Below are 20,350 nucleotides of genomic sequence, written 5' to 3' on the forward strand. Positions count from 1 at the left end.
TGCGGATAGCTCAACTCCGATCATGGTCCTGCAGCTCACGGTGGCTGATGTGATGACGCAGCCCGTTCTGACTGTCACGCCCGAGACCCCATTGCAGCAGGCTGTCCAAATGATCAGTGACCACCACGTCAGCGGTTTGCCGGTGGTGGATACGGAAGGGCGTCTGATCGGCGAACTGACAGAGCAGGATCTGATGGTTCGGGAGAGTGGCGTTGATGCCGGCCCTTACGTCATGCTGCTGGACAGCGTGATCTACCTGCGCAATCCCCTGAATTGGGACAAGCAAGTGCACCAAGTCCTCGGCACGAGCGTGAGCGATCTCATGCGCAAGGACTCCCATAGCTGTGGGACCGACCTAGCGCTCCCAAAGGCAGCATCCCAGCTCCATGAACGGGGAACGCAACGCCTGTTCGTCCTGGATGGGAACCAACGTCCCGTCGGCGTGATCACCCGAGGCGATGTGGTGCGTGCCCTCGCCTCCCATAACGCGGGCTGAATCAGAGGGCCGGCCGAATCCCGATCGCAATGGGTTGAATCGAACGGAAACTGACGAAGTCACCCACCTTGAGCTGGGCGAGCGGATCGCCATTGAGCCCATTGCGAACATCAAGGTTGTGGACCCCTCCGAAAGGCCCCCTCAGGCTGAGTTCATGGTCTTGTTCGGAGATTTTCACAACTTCAGCGGTGCCGGTTGCCATCGCCACCCGGGCGCCTTTGCGCACCTCACCAAAATCCTCAGACAAGATCACGTCTTGGCGTGTGAACGTGAGGGTATTCACTGAGCTTTTACGCAGATCCACCACCAGCCCGTCGAGGATGTCGATGATGACCTCATCACCGTTGCTGAGACCGGCTGTTTTGAGCTCACCACCCATGGTGATCAATAGGTTGTGCCCGTAGGGGCTCTGCACTTCCATCACCCTCTGGCCAGGCTTGAACTGCAACAGCTTTCCCTTCACCTGCGAGAGCTCAAATGCCTCCAGCAGCTCGGCCTTCAAGCTGGTGGTGCGAGCAGGAACGGCACTCAACAAGGGTTGTTTCTGTGACGACCCTGCCTTTTGAACGGGTGAAGAGACCCGATCAATGCCCACGGCCACGGGCTGAATCAAGCGGAAATCGACCAGATCGCCTGCCTTAAGCGCAGGGAAGAGATCACTGCCACTGGGCATCACAACATCCAGGTTGTGGATGCCGCCGAGCGGTCCCATCAGGCTCAGGCTGCGGTCGGTCGCCGACACCTTCAACACCCTTGCTGTACCTGAAGCCAGGGCCACCCGCATGCCTTTCTTCAAGGGACCCATGTCCATTGGCATGTAGATGTCTTCGCGATTGAAGCTCAGCGTTGTTTCTTTGCTGAGATTTAGATCAACCACCAGGCCGTCCAACACGGAAACATCCACGCGATCTCCCTTGCGAAGGAGAAGCGGCGCCATGTCGATTCCGACCGTGACGATTTCCTTATGACCCTCTGGATCGATCACCTCGATCACCTTCTGCTTCGGCAGCACGGCATTGACCACACCACGCAGATGGGTGACTTCAAAACCGGCCAGCTGCTCGGCCGTGAAGCCAGCCCTGGAGGGCATGTTGAACGCGAGGGCAGACACAACAGCAGCGGCCCCAGCGGCCAAGACACGGCTGATTGAGGAGCAGCGGGTCATCGTTCAGACACGGGCAAAGCGACGAGATGACGCTAGCCCCTTTCGAATAGGTCAAAATGCCTGCGATCGCCTGTTGCGCAAACCGATGCAGCTTCGTTCACTCCTCCTGACGGCGGCGTTGGGCCTTGGCGCGATGGCCGTGGTTCCGGCGCAAGCCGAAACCTCCATCCAGATCAGCCTCAAAGACCGATATCTCACCCTCCTTGATGACGGCAAGGTGATTGGCAAATACCCCGTGGCGATCGGCGCACCGGAATCACCGACTCCAGCGGGAAGCTATTCGGTCACCAAAATGGACCCGCAGCCCGTCTATCACAAGAAAGGCAAGGTCATTGCTCCCGGTCCGAAGAACCCCGTGGGAGTGCGCTACGTGGCTTACGTACAGATCGGGACAGGCGAATACGCCATCCACGGCACCGCATGGCCCAACTGGGTGAAATTAAGAGCCGCAGTCAGCCTTGGCTGCATCCGCATGCTGAACACCGACGTGATTCAGGTGTACAACCGGATCAAGGTGGGCACACCTGTGGTCGTCACCAGCAACTGATCTCCTTTATTCCCCTTCAAGTTCGATGCTGCGCTTCCTACTGATTGCTTGTGTGGTTGTGGTTGTTCCCCTGTATGGGCATGCCAACCCGACGGAGGAAACCAAAGAGAATGACTTCCTTGACCTTGTCGATGGCGACGGAAACGTGCTGATCCAGGCGCGAGGTGTTGCTGGTGTCAACGCCGAAGCACGGGCCCAAGGCCTTTCGTTTCCGGCCCTTGGATATTGGTCACCAGAGGGTCACTGCTTTGTGAAACCCGCCCCTGGAGATTGCAACGGCGTGTTCAAGCGCTGATCGTTTTTGATGATCGAAGAGGAGAAACAAAGGGCACAACATTGACCGCGAAATAAAATGGACTCTGCGAAGCATTCAGAAACAAACCTGGTCTATGCGCGCTCCAGGAATACCTTCTCAAACACTATTTGAATACGAAAGCAAACTCCCAAAAACCATCGACGTCATAACAACAAAAAATCTTCATTCCTGACTGTGAGCAGCCAAAGAAATCACCCAGAAGCGACAAATGAGCCTAATGCAATACTTGCCTCTTGGAAAAAGGAAGGCCAGGAGATGTTCAAATTCAAGCTCAACACTCATCCAAGCAAAAACAACAAGAAAGAGCTGTGTGAATTGGCAATCGCCGTCAAGGCAATTCAGCTGAGAGGAGGATTGTTCCAGGAAGCTTTATGCCCCGATCTGACGAAAGGCTCATCCCCAGATACCAACGCAAAAGCAGCTCGGTCAAAACTGTCTCCTCAAGGTCTTGGATGCCGCCGTATAGCCAATACTTGAAGCTGTAAGGATCTTTGGAGAGTGATGCTGCGACAAGTTCTCCCAGTAGGAGCTAAGGCAGTGCAAGGAGTCTTGAGGCATAGTTCCGACGTGACCACATGACGTGGTCACACATCAATCACCCCAGCGCATTAACTGGCTTTGTTGTGCCATGTCACTCAATCGTGGTGGAGCCCTCTGGACCAACCTCGGCAGGCTGACCAAAGAAAAAGGCCGAGGCACCACCCCCGACCCTCCAGCGCACGGTCTCTGCACCGTACAAGTTGAAGTCTGTAGCGCACTACTACTAAAGCAACCAGGCTTTACCTCTCTTTAGATACCCGGCCCATCTCCCTCTCTACCAGGTCGTTGCCAAGAGTTTGCACCAATTCTTTGGGTACTGAGCCTGTCGAGCCAGAAGGCGAAGGTCGCTTCCTCGGAGATGTTGATGTGATTACACCCGTATCGCTGATCTCACGCTTTGACGACGATGCAGGTGATATCCCGCCGATCAAGTTCGAGACAAAACATCAAGGGAAGAAAGCAGAACGCTGGACCCGTTTCATTTGGAACCAAGTGATGCACTCATGCTTACCGGCAAGGAGCTGGATGCCAACTCTCGGCTTCAGAAGTTTGGCAAGCCGACGCTATGGGACAACCCACTCGATTAAGCCATGGGAACTGCAAAAACCAAGTGGCTGCAATCGGTTGCCTGGGTTTTGCTCGTCGCCAAGATGATTAACCTGAGCGCAACTGGTGGCATCTAAAAAACAAAAAATCCAAGCGTACGCTAAGGCTAAAGGGGGCAGAACTTCATCACAGAAACCTCTAAATCCTTGAGAGCTGAACAATCAAAAACACTCTGAACATATAAGTTCAAGGCTCTATATATTCATTATCAGATAGAGAATAAGCATGAAGGCGAACCTGCTTGAACAATTAATTAAAATCATTAAAGCGAAAGCAAAAAGACCTTTAATCTCAATCTTCAAAAAGGTTCGGATGAACCATTCAAATTTATACCACCGAGGGAATGATCATGGTTTTCATCCAAATGAAGTAAAGGAAGGTGGCAAACCGCGATCAAGGCAAGAGAGCAAAAGCTAGTTCGATTGGAAGGAGAAACACTCCGCCCCAAAGAGGAGAGGATGCTTTTCCATATCCTGGACTACAAGGATATGAGTCGGAGTTATCCGTAAAATCAGTTAGATAGAGAATTAAAAGAGGCTTGCAATTGATTCAGATGAGGCATTGCAGTCTCGAGCATCAAGGGAAGGCCCAAAAAAAGAAGGATATTGCGAGTTGTTTTCTCTTTAGAAAGATCCAAGACAAGCAGGTCTTCAGGTCGGTTCGCGAAATAATTCAATATAGAAGAATTCCTATGACGGTATCTTTCAACAAAGGTAGCCCGAGACGAAAAACCAGACCAAAAAGCCTTGGAAACAGGAGGGTAACGATCATAATCGGGTTTGTTCAAAAATTCATACTCCAAAACATCTTCAGCAAAACCAGGATACCCAAAATCCCATCTAGAAAGGGCATCACGGGATGCGTTAAGATTCTGCGAAGACAGTCGGGATTTGTGAAAAGAACGAAAGGAACGAAACCAGGATTCTTCGTCCCTAACCGTAAGGATAAACTTGCTTGCAGGAAAGAGCGCGTCTAGCACGATATAAATGGAACCCAAACAAAAAGGTGAATCACCCATATAATCAAACCTATCGACAACGGTCCGTAGCAGTTGATAGTTACCTTTAAATGCATCACGAGAAGCACGAAAGGTATCTAATGTATTGGAAGTTGTAGAGAAACCGAGGCCAGACATCACAGCCTGCAAACTCGTTGTTCCAGTCTTATAGGAGCCAATACAAAAACACTTAGACCAATTGTGGAGCATATAAACAACAAAATACGGAATACCCATTAATACCAAAAACAACCAACATAGGCGGCAAATTTAAGGGTAAATTAATAAGAAAAAATGGAGATGTATCTCACGAAACAAAGGCTTAAATTTGGACGAGGAAAACAACAGGCTTCAAAAGAGGTTGTCAAAATAAAAATAGATAGTAAAATGAAAAGAGTTAAAAAAATGAAGTGCTCAGCCATAGCAAAAGGAAAATAACAAAAGCCGAAAGAAAGAAACTTAGGGATAGCTTCGAGAGGGATGGAGTTCTCTGCATAGAAGAAGGAATGAGCGAAATAAATGAAGAAGAATTGATGGAAGAGATACTCGAGGGCATGAACAGAAATAGAGTTGATACATGGGAAAAGAAATTGAGAATGCAAACGCTTATGCAAGAAACACCAGAGGCATTAAAGGCAATAACAAGGATCAAAGAATATGCGGAATTAATAGTGGGAGCAGATTACAATAATCCTGAGAATCAAAAACTAAGAGAATTTGCGTCATTGACAAGCTTTCCAGGATGCAAAGCACAATGCTGGCATAGAGATAGCACTGAGATAAATGCTGTTTTGATAACAGGATTCATGAATCTGTACAAAACAAAAAAAGAGAGTGGAGCACTGCAAGTAGTTAAGGGCTCACATAAAAATATAAAGTGGCTAGAAGAAATAAAAGTAGAGAACATTAATACAATAGAGGTACCAGCAAAGTCCTTGACATTTATCGACAGCAGAATAATACACCGAGGAGGGAGCAACACATCGACCTGTGAAATAAGACCAGTTATATACGCTTCATTCGGACAAGGAGACTTAAAAGAGCCAGGTTATTTTTTGGACACAAATATGTCAGGTAAACATAGAATTCAACCGGCAGAAAATTGAAAGCAAAAGGTTAGGTAGATGAAGATAAAAGAGTTTTATTGAAATCCAAGATCAAGATATATCGATTAGAAGAAGAGTTATTCCAAGCAGAGTGGAGGAAGTTATCATCAAAATAAACTGATGAAACTGACGAAGACCAGTCATGTCGGTAGCTTTGTGAGTCATCAGAGTAAGAAAGCCCACAAGAACTTGGCGATAAAACGCAGGAATGAAGTTTAAGATTGCCGGGATTTGAATGCTTGTGGGGATGAAGCACAGTGTTAGGAGGCAGTAAGGATACGCCAATATAATTGACCAGGTTTGTATTAATGAATTCGTTAAGACTAGACAAAACATTGGGAAATCGATCAAAAGCAGTTGCATTAAGGTTTTCCACAAACAAACCCTTGCCGAAAGGTGATAACGGATGGGTAAAGGTATGCATTTCCTGAGAACACCACTGGTAATTCATATAGAGAGGAACAACAGACCAATTCGGGTCATGGGCAAAATCAGAATCCCACCGATACGATTTAAAAGAAGAGGGATCAGCCAGAAGTTCTTGACGTAATAGTTGGGCTGCATACTCAGCACACGAGACCAAGTAAGTGGAGGAAAACAAAAGACGCTAGCATATGTCGAAAGCATACAAATACCAACGAGGATGAAATGCAAAGTTAATATAAGGAAATGAGATTCCCAATGGTTGCCGAAAAAATATTTACAGAAAAAGAGATGCGCGAAATAGCTGGAGAAGCAATTCAAGGCTGGAAAGTGAAAAGAAATCCATTATGGCTTGAGATAAAAAATCTAGAGCAAGAGAATAAGACAACAATGGGCAAAATAGCGATGAGGATATACGAGACGATAAGGGCGAATTACAAAGTCAAGATTGCTAGAAAATCGGGTCTAGAAATATGGGTGAATATCGATAAAAAACATGGATTACATTACGACTGTGATGAAGAACTAAGAAAACTAACTGGACTGATAAAACACCCAATCTTATCAAGTGTGTACTACCTAGAAGTCCCAGATGAAGGAGGAGAATTAGTTCTATACAAAAATGCCACGAAGAGGGCATTACAAGACGTTTATAGTGGAAACAGCAAGAGCAAAGAATTAGGTACACCGGAAATAATAAGGCCTAGAAAAAACAGTTTGGTAGTGTTTGAATCTAGGATGCCACATTATGTAGAGGGCTGGATGAAAGGTAAAACACGAATAAGCATCGCTGCAAATCTGTGGTTAGAAAAACCAACTGACCCTGAAAGGCCCTTCAATACAATGATCGAAGTGATGAAAGAGAGAGAGCAAGTAAAACAAACAAGAGAGTAAAAATCGAAAATGTCATAAAATTGGGGGAAAGAAAGAAGTGACTAAAAGATAATAAGCTTTCAAAATACAGGACTACCATTAAAGACTTCTTACAAGCTATTATAGAAAATGAGGGGCTGAGGGAGAATATTAATAATAGTGCAACGAGTGCGAACGACGCTATAAAATAGCCGCTCAAGCAGGGGTTAATATTACGCAGGCTGGAGTAATTCAGGCATATAGAAGTCGCATGGCTCAAATGTCAGAAAAGGAACTCAGTACAGTTTCAGGAGGGAAAACGTTTAAAATAGATGTGAGGCTGTACAAAAAATTAGAATTTAAATACACCAAGAACAGTAGACAAGCAATAATCATAAAAATAGTTTGAAGGATAGCTAAAAAGACTAATTTGAGGACTAGGGTATGGTGAGATACAAAATTTTCATGGCTGCCATTGATGATTTCTTCAAGGCTCTTTCAGAAAATGAAGAGCTGAGAAACAAAGTCAACAGCGCAACGAGTGCTGCTGATGCTGTCAAAGTCGCAGCAGAATCAGGCTTCAGCATTACAGAGGCAGAATTGATTCAGGCGTACAAAAGTCGGATGTCTGAGATGTCAGAAGAGCAACTCAGTTCAGTTGCAGGTGGTAAAAACGATTCGAACAAAAGTTCCTCCTGTTGTAAAAACTAACTGGAAGTACAATAAATCTAGTCCCCCAGAAATGGGGGCTTTTTATTACCAACTTTTAAATAACAATATTGACTCAAGTAAATTGAGATGATTGATAGAATTTGATGCCAAGAGTGGAAAGATAGAAAATCCATCTAACAACGACGGCTTCATAAGCTCATAACTTGAAAGTGACAAACGTGTTGAAAAAGAGTTGATGATATGATCATTAAGCCCGGAAAACCAGGAGTCAAAGGAGGGGGGCAAACTATTTGTGTGCTGAAGTGAGGTGTAAAGGAGTGAAGCATAAACGCCTGACAAGCCACAACAAAAATATAGGTCAGCTTTGTCATCAAGACGACAAGAACTCATAAGGGTGGAGAGTATTCGGTCACCTTTAAACCGATATTCCGGGAAAACTTGAGAAAGATAAGATAAAACAATCAAATGACCAGAGAGACCAGAGCACCAACTGCAATTTCTATTGAAAGAATAATCAAGATCCAGGTTGATTAAATTGTAAGCAGAGACAAGGCGATGAATGGAATTAGCTAAGTCGAGAGATGGTCTAAAAGTATAAAAATGCAAAAGTGAAATTAAGGTACCATGAATACCATGAGCTATGCCAAGTGGAAGATATTGAGAGGATGATCTCTGAGAGAGGAAAAACCCGTCAGACGTTTGGAAAGACAATAAAAGATCCAAAAGCTTAAATAGATGAGTGTCATTCGAATCTGAAGGACAAGAGAGGGACGCCACGAGTAAACCAGATATGCCAGAAAATAAATCGGATTTTAAAGTATCAGGAGCTATCTGAGATTGAAATTGGTTGATAGAGTCGACAAGTGGAGTAAAAGAGTAAGGGATATGTTCGTCGTCCAACTTTGATACAAGGTTTAGGCCATAATAAAAACCTGCAAGATCGCCTAAACCACAATTAGACGAATTGAGGGAAGGAAGAGGAAGGTAAGAAGCTAGAGAATTACCATACAGATGACGAATCTCCTCAATTTCAATAGTTGAAGGGGGCTGAGGATGAAGAAAAAAGTATACAAGGGCGGCATAATAGATACCAAGAGTACCTGAAAGAAAATTAGGACGTAAAGTTTCAATTTGGACATCTTTGCGAGAAAGACCAGACTGAATGATCAGAAGAAAAGGTGACTCGACATCAGTGAAATGGAGGAATGATGATTTGAGAGTAGTCGACCAGATAGACAAGAAGTCTAGATTAGAATTACAGAAGGTCGACACATATGGTGAATATAAAACATGAAATTGTTGATTGCTAAACGATGAATGAAGAGAGGAGTCAATCAAAAGTGGTTGAAGGTCAATGATCGAGGAAGACTTCGTTATTAGCGAAACGAACGATAAGCCACTATTAAAGATACAGGAAAAATCATGAAAATCACCAAAACAACATGAAAGAGAGTTTGCATTAATGTCGGTTGAAAAATATGGAATATCAAGATTGAATAGTTGTAATTTTTCAGCAGGAACAATCCAACGGACAAAGTCACTAGAAGGATGGTCAAGCAAAATTCGATCAAGTTTGTCGATCGAATGTAAAAAATGGGAGGGGGAAGAGAGCGAGGACGGAGAAAAAATATCTAGAAGTAAGCGCGCGTATGCAGCTGTATCACGAAAGATAAAACGAGAGCTAAGAGATGAATTATCCTGAATTAAATCGAGAAGATAATTATAATGGCCAGGCAAAATAGAGGATGCATATCTAAAGCCTTCTATAATTAGATCCGAACGGGTTTGAGCTGGAATAAATGAATCGGAAAGATCATTAGCATAAGTAATATCAAGTTCGCCAATGTAATTGCTATAATAAATCATATAGTCGTTGTTAGTGTTAAACCAAAGTGGAGTATTAAGTAGCGAAGAATTTAGACGATTACCAAAACAACTTACATCGATACCAATGCGGTCGTCAACGGATAAATCCCAGCGTGGTAATAAGGTCGTACGAGTAGAGGATAATGCAAGAAAAGCACGTGGAGAAAAGAATGTAGATAACAGAGGAGTCTTGAGAGGAGAAAAGAAACCAGTAAATGCTGTTTCAAAATCGATCAAGACATGTTGAGAGCCATCAAATATGAAATTTTCAAACGTGCAATCGGTAAATCCAAATAACCATAATATGAAAAGCCAAATACCATCACGTCTTAAACTGTCATGGGTATCAGTCATCGACGATTTAGAATTTGGAATATACTCAGTGAAGCCATAGGAACCAAAATTATGGACTCTAGGAAGAATGAGTTGATAGTCAATATATTTGGATAGAAATTGGTCACAGACCTCAAAAAAGAACACGTCATTATCAAGAGGCCGTGGTTTATAGCAAATTCGATCGATACGATCTGAATGAAACGAGAAAGCTAAGACATAACTTCTTCTGTGGAAATTATGATTGTCTCCACTTAAATCTGCTGAAAAACTAAGGGACGTCAGATTAGAGAAAGGTGAACCCAAGAGATGCTGACAATGCAACTGAAGACGATCCAAAAGCTCATAATGGCGATGATGCCATGCATAAATAGTCTGACCTATCAAATAAATAGAAACAGGAAAGGATTTTATTAAGTCAGCAAAACAGTTAGAAAGAGTCTTCTCAATAAAGAGGTTAAAGTGATTTCTAGGCGAAGAAGAATTTGAAGAATGTTGATAAAAACGTTGAATCCGCAAACCAAATGGAATAAATTCAGAGAACAGATCGAATAAGGAAGGTGATAAACATTCCGATAGATCAGTAACAAGTTCCTTGGTGGCAATTTTAATATATTCTGAAAACCAAGCGCTACTATGATACTGATTAAAGAAAGAAGATGTTAATTGCGTGCAAATAGGATGAAGTAAATCATGGAATGCAACCTCAGAATCAGTATAGGAGGGAATTCTGGATATCTCGCAAGTAGACTTAAAAAAAGCTAGGGAATACTTAGTAAATGGGTACGGTGCAGAGATTGCTTTATGTGATGAGTCTTGGAAATCAAGACTAAGATTTGAGATGTACGAAGAACAATTATCAAATGCAGAATAGGAGCGAGCAAGATAGTCATCAAAACGTTGATGACAACACAAAACTGTAGAACATTTAAGTACTTGTTTTCGAGTGGTATACCAAAGTTGAGTATTCATGAAACAAGGTACCTGAAACTAAGCTGATGAATGGTAGTTGTATTGGTAACAAAAGGCTGAAGTCGTTTTGAAAGCTTGGCCATACCCTTGTTCTCATCGCGATAGCTGAATATACAACTGTGGAACTGCCTGGAAAGATCAAAATCGTTCAATCGAGTGAAAAGTGCATAAAGAAGACTGTAGGCAAATAACGAGGATTTTTCATGGGGGAAACACCACAGGTTCTCGAATAGCAGTACATCATCTATTAAGCTCGAATTTAGCCATGCGAACGGTGTATTGGAGAGTTTAAGAACTAAATTAAGTGGACTGTCCGCAGGTGAAAAAAAACCTGGATTAAATGGATGGGCCCAATCAGGAAGCAATGAAGAGGATAACTCTGCAGCATCAGGTGTAAGACAAGAGGCGACCGTGGTGAGTGAAAATGTATATTGTTGTTCAAGCTGTTGATAATTTCTTTGAAATAGTTTCCACAAAAAGCGCCAGTGATCAATTGAATTGTTAAAATCCAAGCGCACTTCAATGATTGAGCGGCTTTTTGTAAGCGTATAGTTAAAAGCGCGAAAATCAAGAGCGTCGTTCAAAGTATCCGAAACAGACAAGTTAAAAAGAGTCAAATGATTATCGATTGATAAAGTGGAAGAGATAAATTCAAGAATAAGCTCTAAAACTGAACCTGATAGTGAAGCAAAAGCAACAGAAAGAAAAGGTATATTGACTATATGTAAATCAGTATCTAGCAGCGGAGGAGAATAATTAAAGCAAAAAGCCCCATAAGGTATCGCACCTATGGCCGCGAAGTAACTGTGTTGATTGGTCGTATGAGCAGAAGCATGAATTAAGGAGGAAGGAAAAAGATATTCGAGACCATCGGTTTTGGGATCAATAAGGGTAATGTGATGGTGAGAAGACATAGAAGCAATGGCCGTGAAGAAAAGCAACAGACGTGAGAAACCATAATATAAGAGCTACATTGGTTAAAAGTTCTTAAGCAATATGGTAATAAGGACTAAATTCGCTGTAGTTTTGTTGGTACTCACGGCGCAATATCAACCATTAAGAGCCGAAGAATATAGAGGTCTGACCGAGTTAAAAACATTAGAGGTAACATCGGAAGTATATGATGACAATCAACTCAAAGCGAAAAGTCCTAAAGAGAGAATTTCATATATAAGCCTGGATGAGTGCATAGAATCAGCAATTTCAAAAAATCCAATTATTCGTCAATCGGTGTTTGAAATAAATGCACAAAAACAAAAATTTTACGCAGCAAAGACACTATGGATGCCAACAATGGAGTTCGAGGGAGAGCCCTTTTTATCACAAGCGTATGAGAAAACATCTCAAAAATTGATCGTAACTCAACCAAATTCGGCTTTATCTGGAGAGTCTGGTTACGTGAGTAATTCCTCACTCAATGAATACAATTTATTCTCATTAGAACAAGATATAAGCTTAGAATTATATGTCAATTGGAATATAGTAGATGCAACAAGGACGCCATTGATTAAAAGCGAATGGGAATTGATCAAACAAAAGGAGAACCTTTTAAAACTTTCCACGAGAAAATTAATCGCAGAAATTACAATCGCTTATATCAATGCTCAAGCAGAACAAGAAACAATAAAGGAATTAAAGCCGCTCATTGCTGCTGTAAGAGAATCTGAAAAGGGCGTGAAGGAACAAGTAAGTATTGGTTATAGCGACATATCAAAACTACTGCAATCACAGACACAACTGCTCAATATCGTAAACTCAAAGTTGAAAGCAGAGGGAGAGCTAGATAAATACGCATCACAGATAGCATCCTTGATTGGGATTGGAAGCTCCAAATTAGTTTATCCCAAGGAAGTTCTTAAAGAGCCAAAAGGATACAGTTATAACCTGGATGAATCAATTGAATTGTCAAAAGAAAATAATGAGCTTGCTAAAGCATATATCGATGAGGCGGAATCAATGGAATGGGCAGCAGTCTCTGAGCAAAATAAATATATACCAAAAATATATTTATATCTGAATTGGTACTATGGCAGCTCATGGGGAATCAACGATGCTCCAATAAAAAATCCAAGCATTTCAGAAAATAGCTACGACAGCTATGAAAAAGGTTACTATGCCGGAATAGGGTTTAATTGGAAATTTGATGGAGGCGCCTCTTTTTTTAACAGCAGGAGTAAGAGGATGCTAGGGGAGTCACTCAAAGAGAGTGCGAAGTCTGCAGAGATATCATTTATTGGATTAACAAAATCAAATTACTACCAGTATCAAACAGGCTTAAATACAATAGATATTGCAAAAAAAGCAATGACTACATCCTCGAGAAATCTAGCTGCGCTAAAATTAAGATCACAATATGGTCTTGAAGACATAACGACTTTGGTCCAAGCATATAATCTGCATTACGAATCACTCGTGCAATGGATTGGTGCAGTTCGATTAACCAACATTGCGCTGGCAAATTTATACCGTTACACATCACAGTTGCCAGACGAGGCCTGGTTGGATAGACTACTAGTAGAGAATTAGACGTATGCCTAGATCAGAAAACACACAACTAGATATCCTCACTGTTCCATGGAGGATTGCAGGTATTTCATCAGTTGTGTTTGCAATATCATTGGCAATATGGGCCACAGTCACAAAAGTGCCTATTCGTGTAACTGGTCAAGGCGTATATTATGCAATTGGAAATACGTCTAGCTTTATAACTAGTGATTACGGAAAAGTATATCTGTTTTTAGAAAAAAATGCACAAAATCAAAATTCTGCTGTACAGTTTAATAAGTTACTGCAGAAAATTGAGAAGTCATTGGCACCAAAAGTTAATGTAGAATATGTAATGGAAACTGCAGAGAATATGCTTGAATTACTAGCCAACATAGAAACCAAGAGTAATGCCATAACAACAGCAGAGAAACCATTTAACAAAGAATTTCCGATTGAAGTACAGCCATATCAATTGGTGGCATATGCTGAATCAAGCAGCAAAAAAGCAGCATTAATATCTGCAATCGGAGATAGAGATGCATTAAATATACAATATAAAGCGCAAAGGACTAAAAATGAGCTACTAAAAAATGATTTAACCGAGCAGTTAAATCAGCGAATTGAATTACAAGTTAATCTCGATCATTTATCGAGTTCGAAGATAATCTCTAAGCTAGTAGGGCTGGAGAACAGGGAAGCCACTGATGAAATTAAAACTCAGCTAGTATCATTAGATGCTGAACTGCAGTCGATCAAAACAAATCTGGACAAAGCAAATAGCCAAGTTGTGACAAGATTTTATGATTTTGTTAATAGCTCATTGTTATATTCAAATGAAACAATCTTTGTACAGCAGGTATCAATTCCAAGATTAGACTATTTATCTCCAGGAAATCTAGTTCTAAGTTACAGTAAGAATGCGAACTCAAAGCCACGGGAAATACCTATATTCTTTAACGCAAAAGATGTATCCACCTTGCAAACAAATGATAGAGGGCTTATTAGTCTTCCTGGTTATCCTCGAACAATCTATGGAGGAATAGAAGCAAGAGTCGTACAAAGGGATAATTTATCTGTTGTCTCAAAGCAAGCCGAGTCCTATCTCGGTCTAAGCGGATTTAGTGAATTCTTGGAATATAATTTTGTATCGCCGACGATGGTCAAGGTTGAACTTTTAGAAAATAAAGATGGAAACTACACATGGACAAATGCTTCACCAGGTGAGAAACCACCGACGATAGAAATCGGGGATAAAGTTGATATGGAAGTCATAACTGGTACCATCACTCCTATAGAGATGATTGTGCCAGGCCTACGGAATATCCTTGGCTTAACACCTGCTCCTCCTAAAGAAGCAAGACCAAAGTCCGAGCAGGGGAAGTAGATGAATACAACACTAAGTAGAAACAAAGTTAAGACAAAATGCACAATCCAATTTGAAGGTATTGAGTGCGGTGCTGCTTCATTGTGCACAATTCTCAAATACTTTGGGAAGTATGTCTCAATGGAGTTATTAAGGATTCAGACGTGCGTCACGCGGGATGGGGCTACAGCTGAATTAATCAAAAAAGGGGCTGAAAAAAATGGCTTAAACACAAAGATATTTAAGGGAAATTTGTTTGTCGCAAAAGAAATTGCTAACTATCCATGCATTATTTTTTGGAAGCAGTCCCACTTCATGGTGCTAGAAGGATTCGATAAGGGATTTGCTTACGTTAGTGATCCCGCTCATGGTAGGTATCGTGTGAAAGAGAGTTTCTTTCAAGCCTGCTTTAGCAACGTCATCATTGAATTGACTCCAGATAAGGAATTTATTGCAGACGGAGAAGAAAAGAATAATTTATTGTTGGTCACAGACTTTTTAAGAAGTTTAAAAGCCGAGACTGCAATTTTTTCTTTCTTAAAAGTAACGACACTTCTTCCAATGCTTTTTATAGCAGGCGGAATTTCATATTTTGTCGACAATGTTCTTCTCAATGGTGCAATCGATCTTGCACTTGGGACATCTTGGATGATTATTCTTGCTGCAATAGCATTGGTATTGATACAGATACTTAACACATTAGTGCTAAGAAGAATTGAATTTAAGATGGTGATGAAGAGCGGATATGAGCTGACCCAAAAGCTATTATCTGTTCCATTGCTATTTTATGACACAAGGTTCGCGGGTGAATTGAGCCAAAGAGCAATGTTTTGCTTCGATATCAGTAATATGATCTGCCGAAACATATTAGATTTTATCGGATCAATTATCAATTCGTTATTAGTCATTCTGGTTGTTGCTCTGGCAAGCCCAATTCTTGCTATGATATTTCTCGGAATAATTATAATTAATTACATTGTGCTCAGATATATGCTGAGAAGCCGTCTAGATGCAAACGTAACCTATTCAATAGTAAAAGCTCAAGCCACTGCAATTACTCTTCAAGGAATATCGAATATACAGGTATTGAAAGCATGTGGTGCCGAATTTGATTTTCTCGAACGATGGTTGAATTCTTACACTGAGTCTATCGAGCAGACGCAGAATCTTTCAAAGTTAATAGCACAGTCAACGATAATATCAAGACTTTCAGTTTTTGTTATCAACATTAGTATATTCACTGTAGGAGCACTACTTGTTATTAAATACGACAACATGACTGTTGGAAGTCTACTGGCTATTCAATTCTTAGTGTCAATTGTAACTACACCATTGGCTGATTTATCCATGTTCAATAGCAAGCTGCAGGTTCTTGATGGAGCATTAGGACGATACAATGACCTGATTGCAAATAGTGATGATCCAAATACATGTATTAATCAAATATCAGAACAACAGATTGACGAAGCAAATAGAAAGCCAAATGACAGGAAATTAACCAGCAATCATTCAAGAATTGAAGCGGATCATTTGGGATTTAGATACGCAGAGTCATTGCCAAATATACTAAGTGACATTAATTTTACTGTAGATGCAACTGAAAAGATAGCTTTTGTTGGGCCAAGTGGATCAGGTAAAAGTACTTTGATGAAATTACTATCCGGTCTATTAGAGAACACAGATGGAAGGCTAGTTATTGATGGGCAAAAATGGGGCGGAAAATCAGCATTCGAATTACGAGATGATATCTCTTATGTAACACAGCATTCGAACCTATTTAATGCAAGCCTGAGGGATAATATTACACTTTTTAATTCTGAAAACATTCAAGATCAGCAGATTCATGAAGCAGCTGCTATTACTGGCTTGGACGAACTCATAAACATCATGCCAGGTGGATTGGATTACGTAATTAAAGATGGTGCTTCCAATATTAGCGGCGGTCAAAAACAACTGGTGGAGTTGACAAGGGCACTAATTAGAAAGCCGAAATGGTTGCTGCTGGATGAAGCCACAGCTTCGCTGGATGCAGCCAGTGAAGAGAGATTGTTAAATCAACTTTGGCAGCTTGATATTGGAATCGTGTCAGCTGCTCATCGATTGCGATCTGCCGTCATGAGCAATCGAGTCTTCGTCCTGAAGTCAGGCTTGATTATCGAAAATGGGACACCGGATGAATTGAAGAAAAAACCCGATAGCGAATTTGCTCAACTTTTGAAAATGGAGGATATCCAGTCATGAAATATCAAAGCGAAGCTCCGAACCTATCTAGCAAAGTATTGCCTCTTGCGAATAAATTTGATATTGAACAGGCTGGAGAAAATTATTTGTCTATGGCAGTCAGAGCAGTATCAACAATCTTAAGGTCTAAAGGAGTGGACCACATAGATTATGCAAAATTCAAAGTAAATAGAAGTGAGCCACTGAAAAACTTTCTAGATAATAACAATCTTACTTACAGAGAGGTCAACTTAGAAAGCTATGATTTCAAAACAACAATACCATCTACTATTGGTTGTACCGACAATGATTATATTTGCATCTTCGAGCGCGAAGAGAGGATGGTATTCTATTCAGCCAAAAACAATTGCTACATATCGGACATAGAAGCAGCAAGACAAAAGATAAGTAATGCATTTGAGCTGTACGGCAGCCTGAAAGATGCCAATTTAAACATATTCGAGATTTTTACGTTCACATTCAATGGTCAAGTCAGAAGAATAATATTGTTGATGTTTGTCGCTCTATTTACAACCTGCTTGTATTTGCTTCTACCATTATTTACGGGGCCACTAACTGACGTTATTATTCCTTATTCAGAAGTAGGTTTACTTCTCAATTGCTCGCTAGGTTTTTTACTAGTGCTTGGAATATCTTCCTTCTCCATCTTTATCCAGAACTTATTGCTAATCAAGTTAGAGACAATCACAGACCTAAGTCTTCAAGTTGCTTTATGGGATCGCCTGGTTAAATTGCCTCTAACATTAATTAGCCAGTTTAATACGGGAGACTTGAATTCACGTGTTGACGCCATCACAAAAATACGAAATATCCTGACCGCAGCGGTACTTCAATCATTCTTAGCATCAATTTTTACTGTATTGTATTTAATAGTGATGCTGATAAGCGCTCCAATAGCTACGCTTTTGTGTCTACCGGTTGTTGGTTTGTTGATTGGAAGCCTTGCGTTAATCATATATCAAAAATTCAAGTTACAACTACAAGTCTATCAACAAGAGGCTGATACTCTCAACTTTGCACTCCAGGCAGTTCTAAACATAACGCCCTTTAAATCTGCAGGGCGAGAACTTAACTTAATCTATAAATGGTTGACAGAGATTAAAGAGCTCGCAGTCATCAATCTTAAGTCTCAGTCATGGGAAGATGCCGCAACATATGTCGTTTCTTTTTCAAGATCGCTATCACTATCTGTGCTTTTCTTTTATATATATTTCAGGTTAAATCTATATCCATCTCAAGTTTTATCCAGCGAATTAACTCAGATAACTGGATCCTATATCACCTTTTTAGTGGCATTTGAAGGGTTGCTGACCGGTATAAGTCAGATCACATTGCTTTTTGGGTCATCTCTGTCGGAAGTATATGTGCAATGGCATCGAGCAAAGCCATTGTTCGCATCAGCAATCGACGATGGTTATTCGCAATCAAGTACAGTACATAACCTCCAAGATGCTATAGTTTTCGATGGAATCGCTTACAGATATAAGGAAGGATTTTCAAATATATTTAATGACTTATCAGTCAAATTCGAGATGGGAAAATACACAGCCATTACGGGCAAGAGTGGATGTGGTAAATCGACTTTAATCAGGTTGTTGCTTGGGTTAGAAGAACCAACAGAAGGAAGGATTTTAATTGATCATGTCGATATCAAAAAAATAAATATCAGAAGCTACCGACGCGATATTGGGGTCGTTATGCAAGATTTAACACTCTTCCCCGCCTCAATTTTCAAAAATATGTGTGGTGGATTGGAATACAGCGAAGATCAAGTATGGCATGCTTTAGAGCAAGCCAAGATTGCAGATGAAGTCCATGCAATGCCGATGAAACTTCACACGGTGCTTGCCAACGGAGGATCATCGCTATCTGGAGGACAGCAACAAAGACTATGCATCGCAAGAGCCTTAATCAGTCGGCCTAAGATATTGCTCCTTGACGAGGCCACTAGTGCATTGGACCCAAGACAGCAAGAAGCATTACTTGGTAATCTAATAGACCAGAAAGTTACTCTAATAAGCGTTGCTCATAGACTTTCAACAATCAGAAGTGCTGATATAATTTATAAAATTAAGGGGGGAAAAGCAGAAATCAGTGGCCAAAATTAATTTCAAAAGGCTCACGGATGAGCTTTGTCAAAAAAAGAAAGGGCATTCGTTTCAACTCTTTTCTATTAATATTTACCAGCGTGATATTTTAATGTCACAAGAAACGCGATCAGTAATCATTTCTAGCTTCGAAGAAATGCAAGATGGATACTTTAAGAGCAGCACTACATCCAGTTATACGGGAGATGTAGAGGGAATGGGGGCAATGCATAATCTAGATATATTCGAAGAATTAATCAAAGAGATTGAAATATCCGTCCTTGAGTATCTACGTTCCTTTTCAAAGATGTCCGATAAATTACAAGTCTATCATCAAAAATCATGGCCTGTCTTTCTTAAGAGTGGTACAAGTGTTGATTCCCATCATCACTCAAATTCGGATCTTTCCGCTGTATATTATTTTGATGTTCCAGAAGGAAGTGGTGGAGAACTTATCTTTTATTCGCCCATTGATTTGGGTCTTCCTTCAAATTCTACAGGTGTTGACTTTTGGAAAAATAAATTCTGCGTGAATGGTATTAAGCCATACACAGGCTTGCTTGTTATTTTTCCTTCATCCATAAAGCATGAAGTACGAAAATACACAGGTAAAAAACAAAGAGTTTCCTTCTCCTTTGACTTTACGTTAACAGCTTCAACAGATTTAGGATCTGGTCAAATTGAAAATCTTCCTCCATCAATTAATCATTGGCGGGCATTTCAAACTTGATCATTTTGACAACCTATTATGTGCTAGAAAATCATGATGAGCTCGCAAATATAGATTTCAAGTCTATATATTCCAAACTATTATTGCAAAATGGGGGTCAGCCCAACAACTATTTAAAAGTAGAAAGTATCAATGAACTGGCGAGCTTGCACAGAAATTATCCATTTTTCAATTCAGAAGTAAGTATTTTTTCAATTGATGGGGGAAAGAAAGAAACAAGTCAATGGCCTATACATATTGATGCAGGTAGACGTTCAGCCCTTAATATACCGATACTCAATTGTGATATACAATCAACAACATATTTCTACAGTGATCCGCAACCTTTTCGAAACAAGATAGAAACAGTTCCAGAATATCAAATAGCAATCGTTCACGGCAAATTGGATGTAATTGATCAGTTTAGTTTAACCAAACCAACATTGATTAATACTTCTATTCCTCATGCCGTTCATAATTATGGAAAAGGAAAGAGGACAATCTTAAGCTGGGGTTCAATGCTGACCTTAGGAGAATTGAAAAACGAGTTAAAATCCGATTAATGTATGGAT

At 41.0% G+C, this 20,350-nt stretch carries 18 protein-coding genes; 13 read left to right on the plus strand and 5 right to left on the minus strand.

Features of this window, described 5'->3' with window-relative positions:
• Nucleotides 1–22 precede the first annotated feature (22 nt).
• The gene (locus FZX13_RS05340) at nucleotides 23–496 is read left to right on the plus strand and encodes a CBS domain-containing protein (protein ID WP_115095309.1); all 474 of its coding nucleotides are present in this window, start codon (nucleotides 23–25) and stop codon (nucleotides 494–496) included.
• A 1-nt stretch (nucleotide 497) separates the two neighbouring features.
• Here the strand turns inward: FZX13_RS05340 and FZX13_RS05345 are convergent, their stop codons facing one another.
• Complete coding sequence (locus FZX13_RS05345; RefSeq protein ID WP_226407960.1) at nucleotides 498–1,661, minus strand: hypothetical protein; 1,164 nt, start codon at nucleotides 1,659–1,661, stop codon at nucleotides 498–500.
• Nucleotides 1,662–1,746: 85 nt separating this feature from the next.
• Between FZX13_RS05345 and FZX13_RS05350 the strand changes: the two genes are divergently transcribed.
• The 3 genes from FZX13_RS05350 (at nucleotide 1,747) to FZX13_RS05360 (ending at nucleotide 3,001) form a co-directional block, all read left to right on the plus strand.
• Nucleotides 1,747–2,208, plus strand: coding sequence for a L,D-transpeptidase (locus FZX13_RS05350; RefSeq protein WP_115025387.1), 462 nt, complete (start codon nucleotides 1,747–1,749; stop codon nucleotides 2,206–2,208).
• A 25-nt stretch (nucleotides 2,209–2,233) separates the two neighbouring features.
• The gene (locus FZX13_RS05355) at nucleotides 2,234–2,503 is read left to right on the plus strand and encodes a hypothetical protein (RefSeq protein ID WP_226407972.1); all 270 of its coding nucleotides are present in this window, start codon (nucleotides 2,234–2,236) and stop codon (nucleotides 2,501–2,503) included.
• Nucleotides 2,504–2,698: 195 nt separating this feature from the next.
• A complete protein-coding gene (locus FZX13_RS05360; RefSeq protein ID WP_226407974.1) occupies nucleotides 2,699–3,001 on the plus strand; it encodes a hypothetical protein in 303 nt (100 codons plus the stop codon).
• A 1,180-nt stretch (nucleotides 3,002–4,181) separates the two neighbouring features.
• On the opposite strand, the gene FZX13_RS05365 is transcribed toward FZX13_RS05360, so the two are convergent.
• Nucleotides 4,182–4,904, minus strand: a complete 723-nt coding sequence (locus FZX13_RS05365) for a sulfotransferase (RefSeq protein WP_370630779.1) — start codon at nucleotides 4,902–4,904, stop codon at nucleotides 4,182–4,184.
• A gap of 173 nt (nucleotides 4,905–5,077) precedes the next feature.
• On the opposite strand from FZX13_RS05365, the gene FZX13_RS05370 reads away from it, so the two are divergent.
• On the plus strand, nucleotides 5,078–5,773 hold the full coding sequence (locus FZX13_RS05370; protein WP_226407976.1) for a phytanoyl-CoA dioxygenase family protein: 696 nt from the start codon (nucleotides 5,078–5,080) through the stop codon (nucleotides 5,771–5,773).
• 10 nt (nucleotides 5,774–5,783) lie between these two features.
• Here FZX13_RS05370 and FZX13_RS12945 read toward each other — a convergent pair whose 3' ends face one another.
• Entirely contained in the window at nucleotides 5,784–6,374 is a 591-nt protein-coding gene (locus FZX13_RS12945; protein WP_370630780.1) for an aspartyl/asparaginyl beta-hydroxylase domain-containing protein, read from the minus strand.
• Between the two features lie 80 nt (nucleotides 6,375–6,454).
• On the opposite strand from FZX13_RS12945, the gene FZX13_RS05380 reads away from it, so the two are divergent.
• Nucleotides 6,455–7,090 (plus strand): putative 2OG-Fe(II) oxygenase, encoded by a 636-nt coding sequence (locus FZX13_RS05380; RefSeq protein ID WP_226407978.1) that lies wholly within the window; start codon nucleotides 6,455–6,457, stop codon nucleotides 7,088–7,090.
• A gap of 423 nt (nucleotides 7,091–7,513) precedes the next feature.
• Nucleotides 7,514–7,759 (plus strand): Nif11-like leader peptide family natural product precursor, encoded by a 246-nt coding sequence (locus FZX13_RS05385; RefSeq protein WP_226407980.1) that lies wholly within the window; start codon nucleotides 7,514–7,516, stop codon nucleotides 7,757–7,759.
• A gap of 45 nt (nucleotides 7,760–7,804) precedes the next feature.
• Here FZX13_RS05385 and FZX13_RS05390 read toward each other — a convergent pair whose 3' ends face one another.
• Both FZX13_RS05390 and FZX13_RS05395 read right to left on the minus strand, forming a co-directional pair.
• Nucleotides 7,805–10,891 (minus strand): DUF4135 domain-containing protein, encoded by a 3,087-nt coding sequence (locus tag FZX13_RS05390; RefSeq protein ID WP_226407982.1) that lies wholly within the window; start codon nucleotides 10,889–10,891, stop codon nucleotides 7,805–7,807.
• Nucleotides 10,888–11,832 carry a hypothetical protein gene (locus FZX13_RS05395; protein ID WP_226407984.1) on the minus strand — a complete coding sequence of 315 codons (945 nt, stop codon included), beginning with the start codon at nucleotides 11,830–11,832 and terminating at the stop codon, nucleotides 10,888–10,890. Before FZX13_RS05395 ends, FZX13_RS05390 begins: the two co-directional genes overlap by 4 nt.
• An 88-nt stretch (nucleotides 11,833–11,920) precedes the next feature.
• Here FZX13_RS05395 and FZX13_RS05400 point away from each other — a divergent pair, with 88 nt between their 5' ends.
• Genes FZX13_RS05400 through FZX13_RS05425 form a run of 6 tightly spaced genes read left to right on the plus strand, consistent with a single transcriptional unit; the run spans nucleotide 11,921 to nucleotide 20,341 of the window.
• Nucleotides 11,921–13,417, plus strand: a complete 1,497-nt coding sequence (locus FZX13_RS05400) for a TolC family protein (protein WP_226407986.1) — start codon at nucleotides 11,921–11,923, stop codon at nucleotides 13,415–13,417.
• A gap of 4 nt (nucleotides 13,418–13,421) precedes the next feature.
• Nucleotides 13,422–14,762: a hypothetical protein gene (locus FZX13_RS05405; protein WP_226407988.1), complete on the plus strand. Its 1,341-nt coding sequence runs from the start codon at nucleotides 13,422–13,424 to the stop codon at nucleotides 14,760–14,762.
• Nucleotides 14,763–16,982: a peptidase domain-containing ABC transporter gene (locus FZX13_RS05410; protein ID WP_226408002.1), complete on the plus strand. Its 2,220-nt coding sequence runs from the start codon at nucleotides 14,763–14,765 to the stop codon at nucleotides 16,980–16,982.
• On the plus strand, nucleotides 16,979–19,090 hold the full coding sequence (locus FZX13_RS05415; RefSeq protein WP_226408005.1) for an ATP-binding cassette domain-containing protein: 2,112 nt from the start codon (nucleotides 16,979–16,981) through the stop codon (nucleotides 19,088–19,090). The genes FZX13_RS05410 and FZX13_RS05415 overlap by 4 nt, the downstream gene beginning before the upstream one ends.
• On the plus strand, nucleotides 19,077–19,799 hold the full coding sequence (locus FZX13_RS05420) for a TIGR02466 family protein (protein ID WP_226408007.1): 723 nt from the start codon (nucleotides 19,077–19,079) through the stop codon (nucleotides 19,797–19,799). Before FZX13_RS05415 ends, FZX13_RS05420 begins: the two co-directional genes overlap by 14 nt.
• Nucleotides 19,778–20,341: a hypothetical protein gene (locus FZX13_RS05425; protein WP_226408009.1), complete on the plus strand. Its 564-nt coding sequence runs from the start codon at nucleotides 19,778–19,780 to the stop codon at nucleotides 20,339–20,341. The genes FZX13_RS05420 and FZX13_RS05425 overlap by 22 nt, the downstream gene beginning before the upstream one ends.
• The last annotated feature ends 9 nt before the right edge of the window (nucleotides 20,342–20,350 follow it).

It is taken from the genome of Synechococcus sp. MU1625 (assembly GCF_020514205.1).
Lineage (GTDB): Bacteria > Cyanobacteriota > Cyanobacteriia > PCC-6307 > Cyanobiaceae > Parasynechococcus.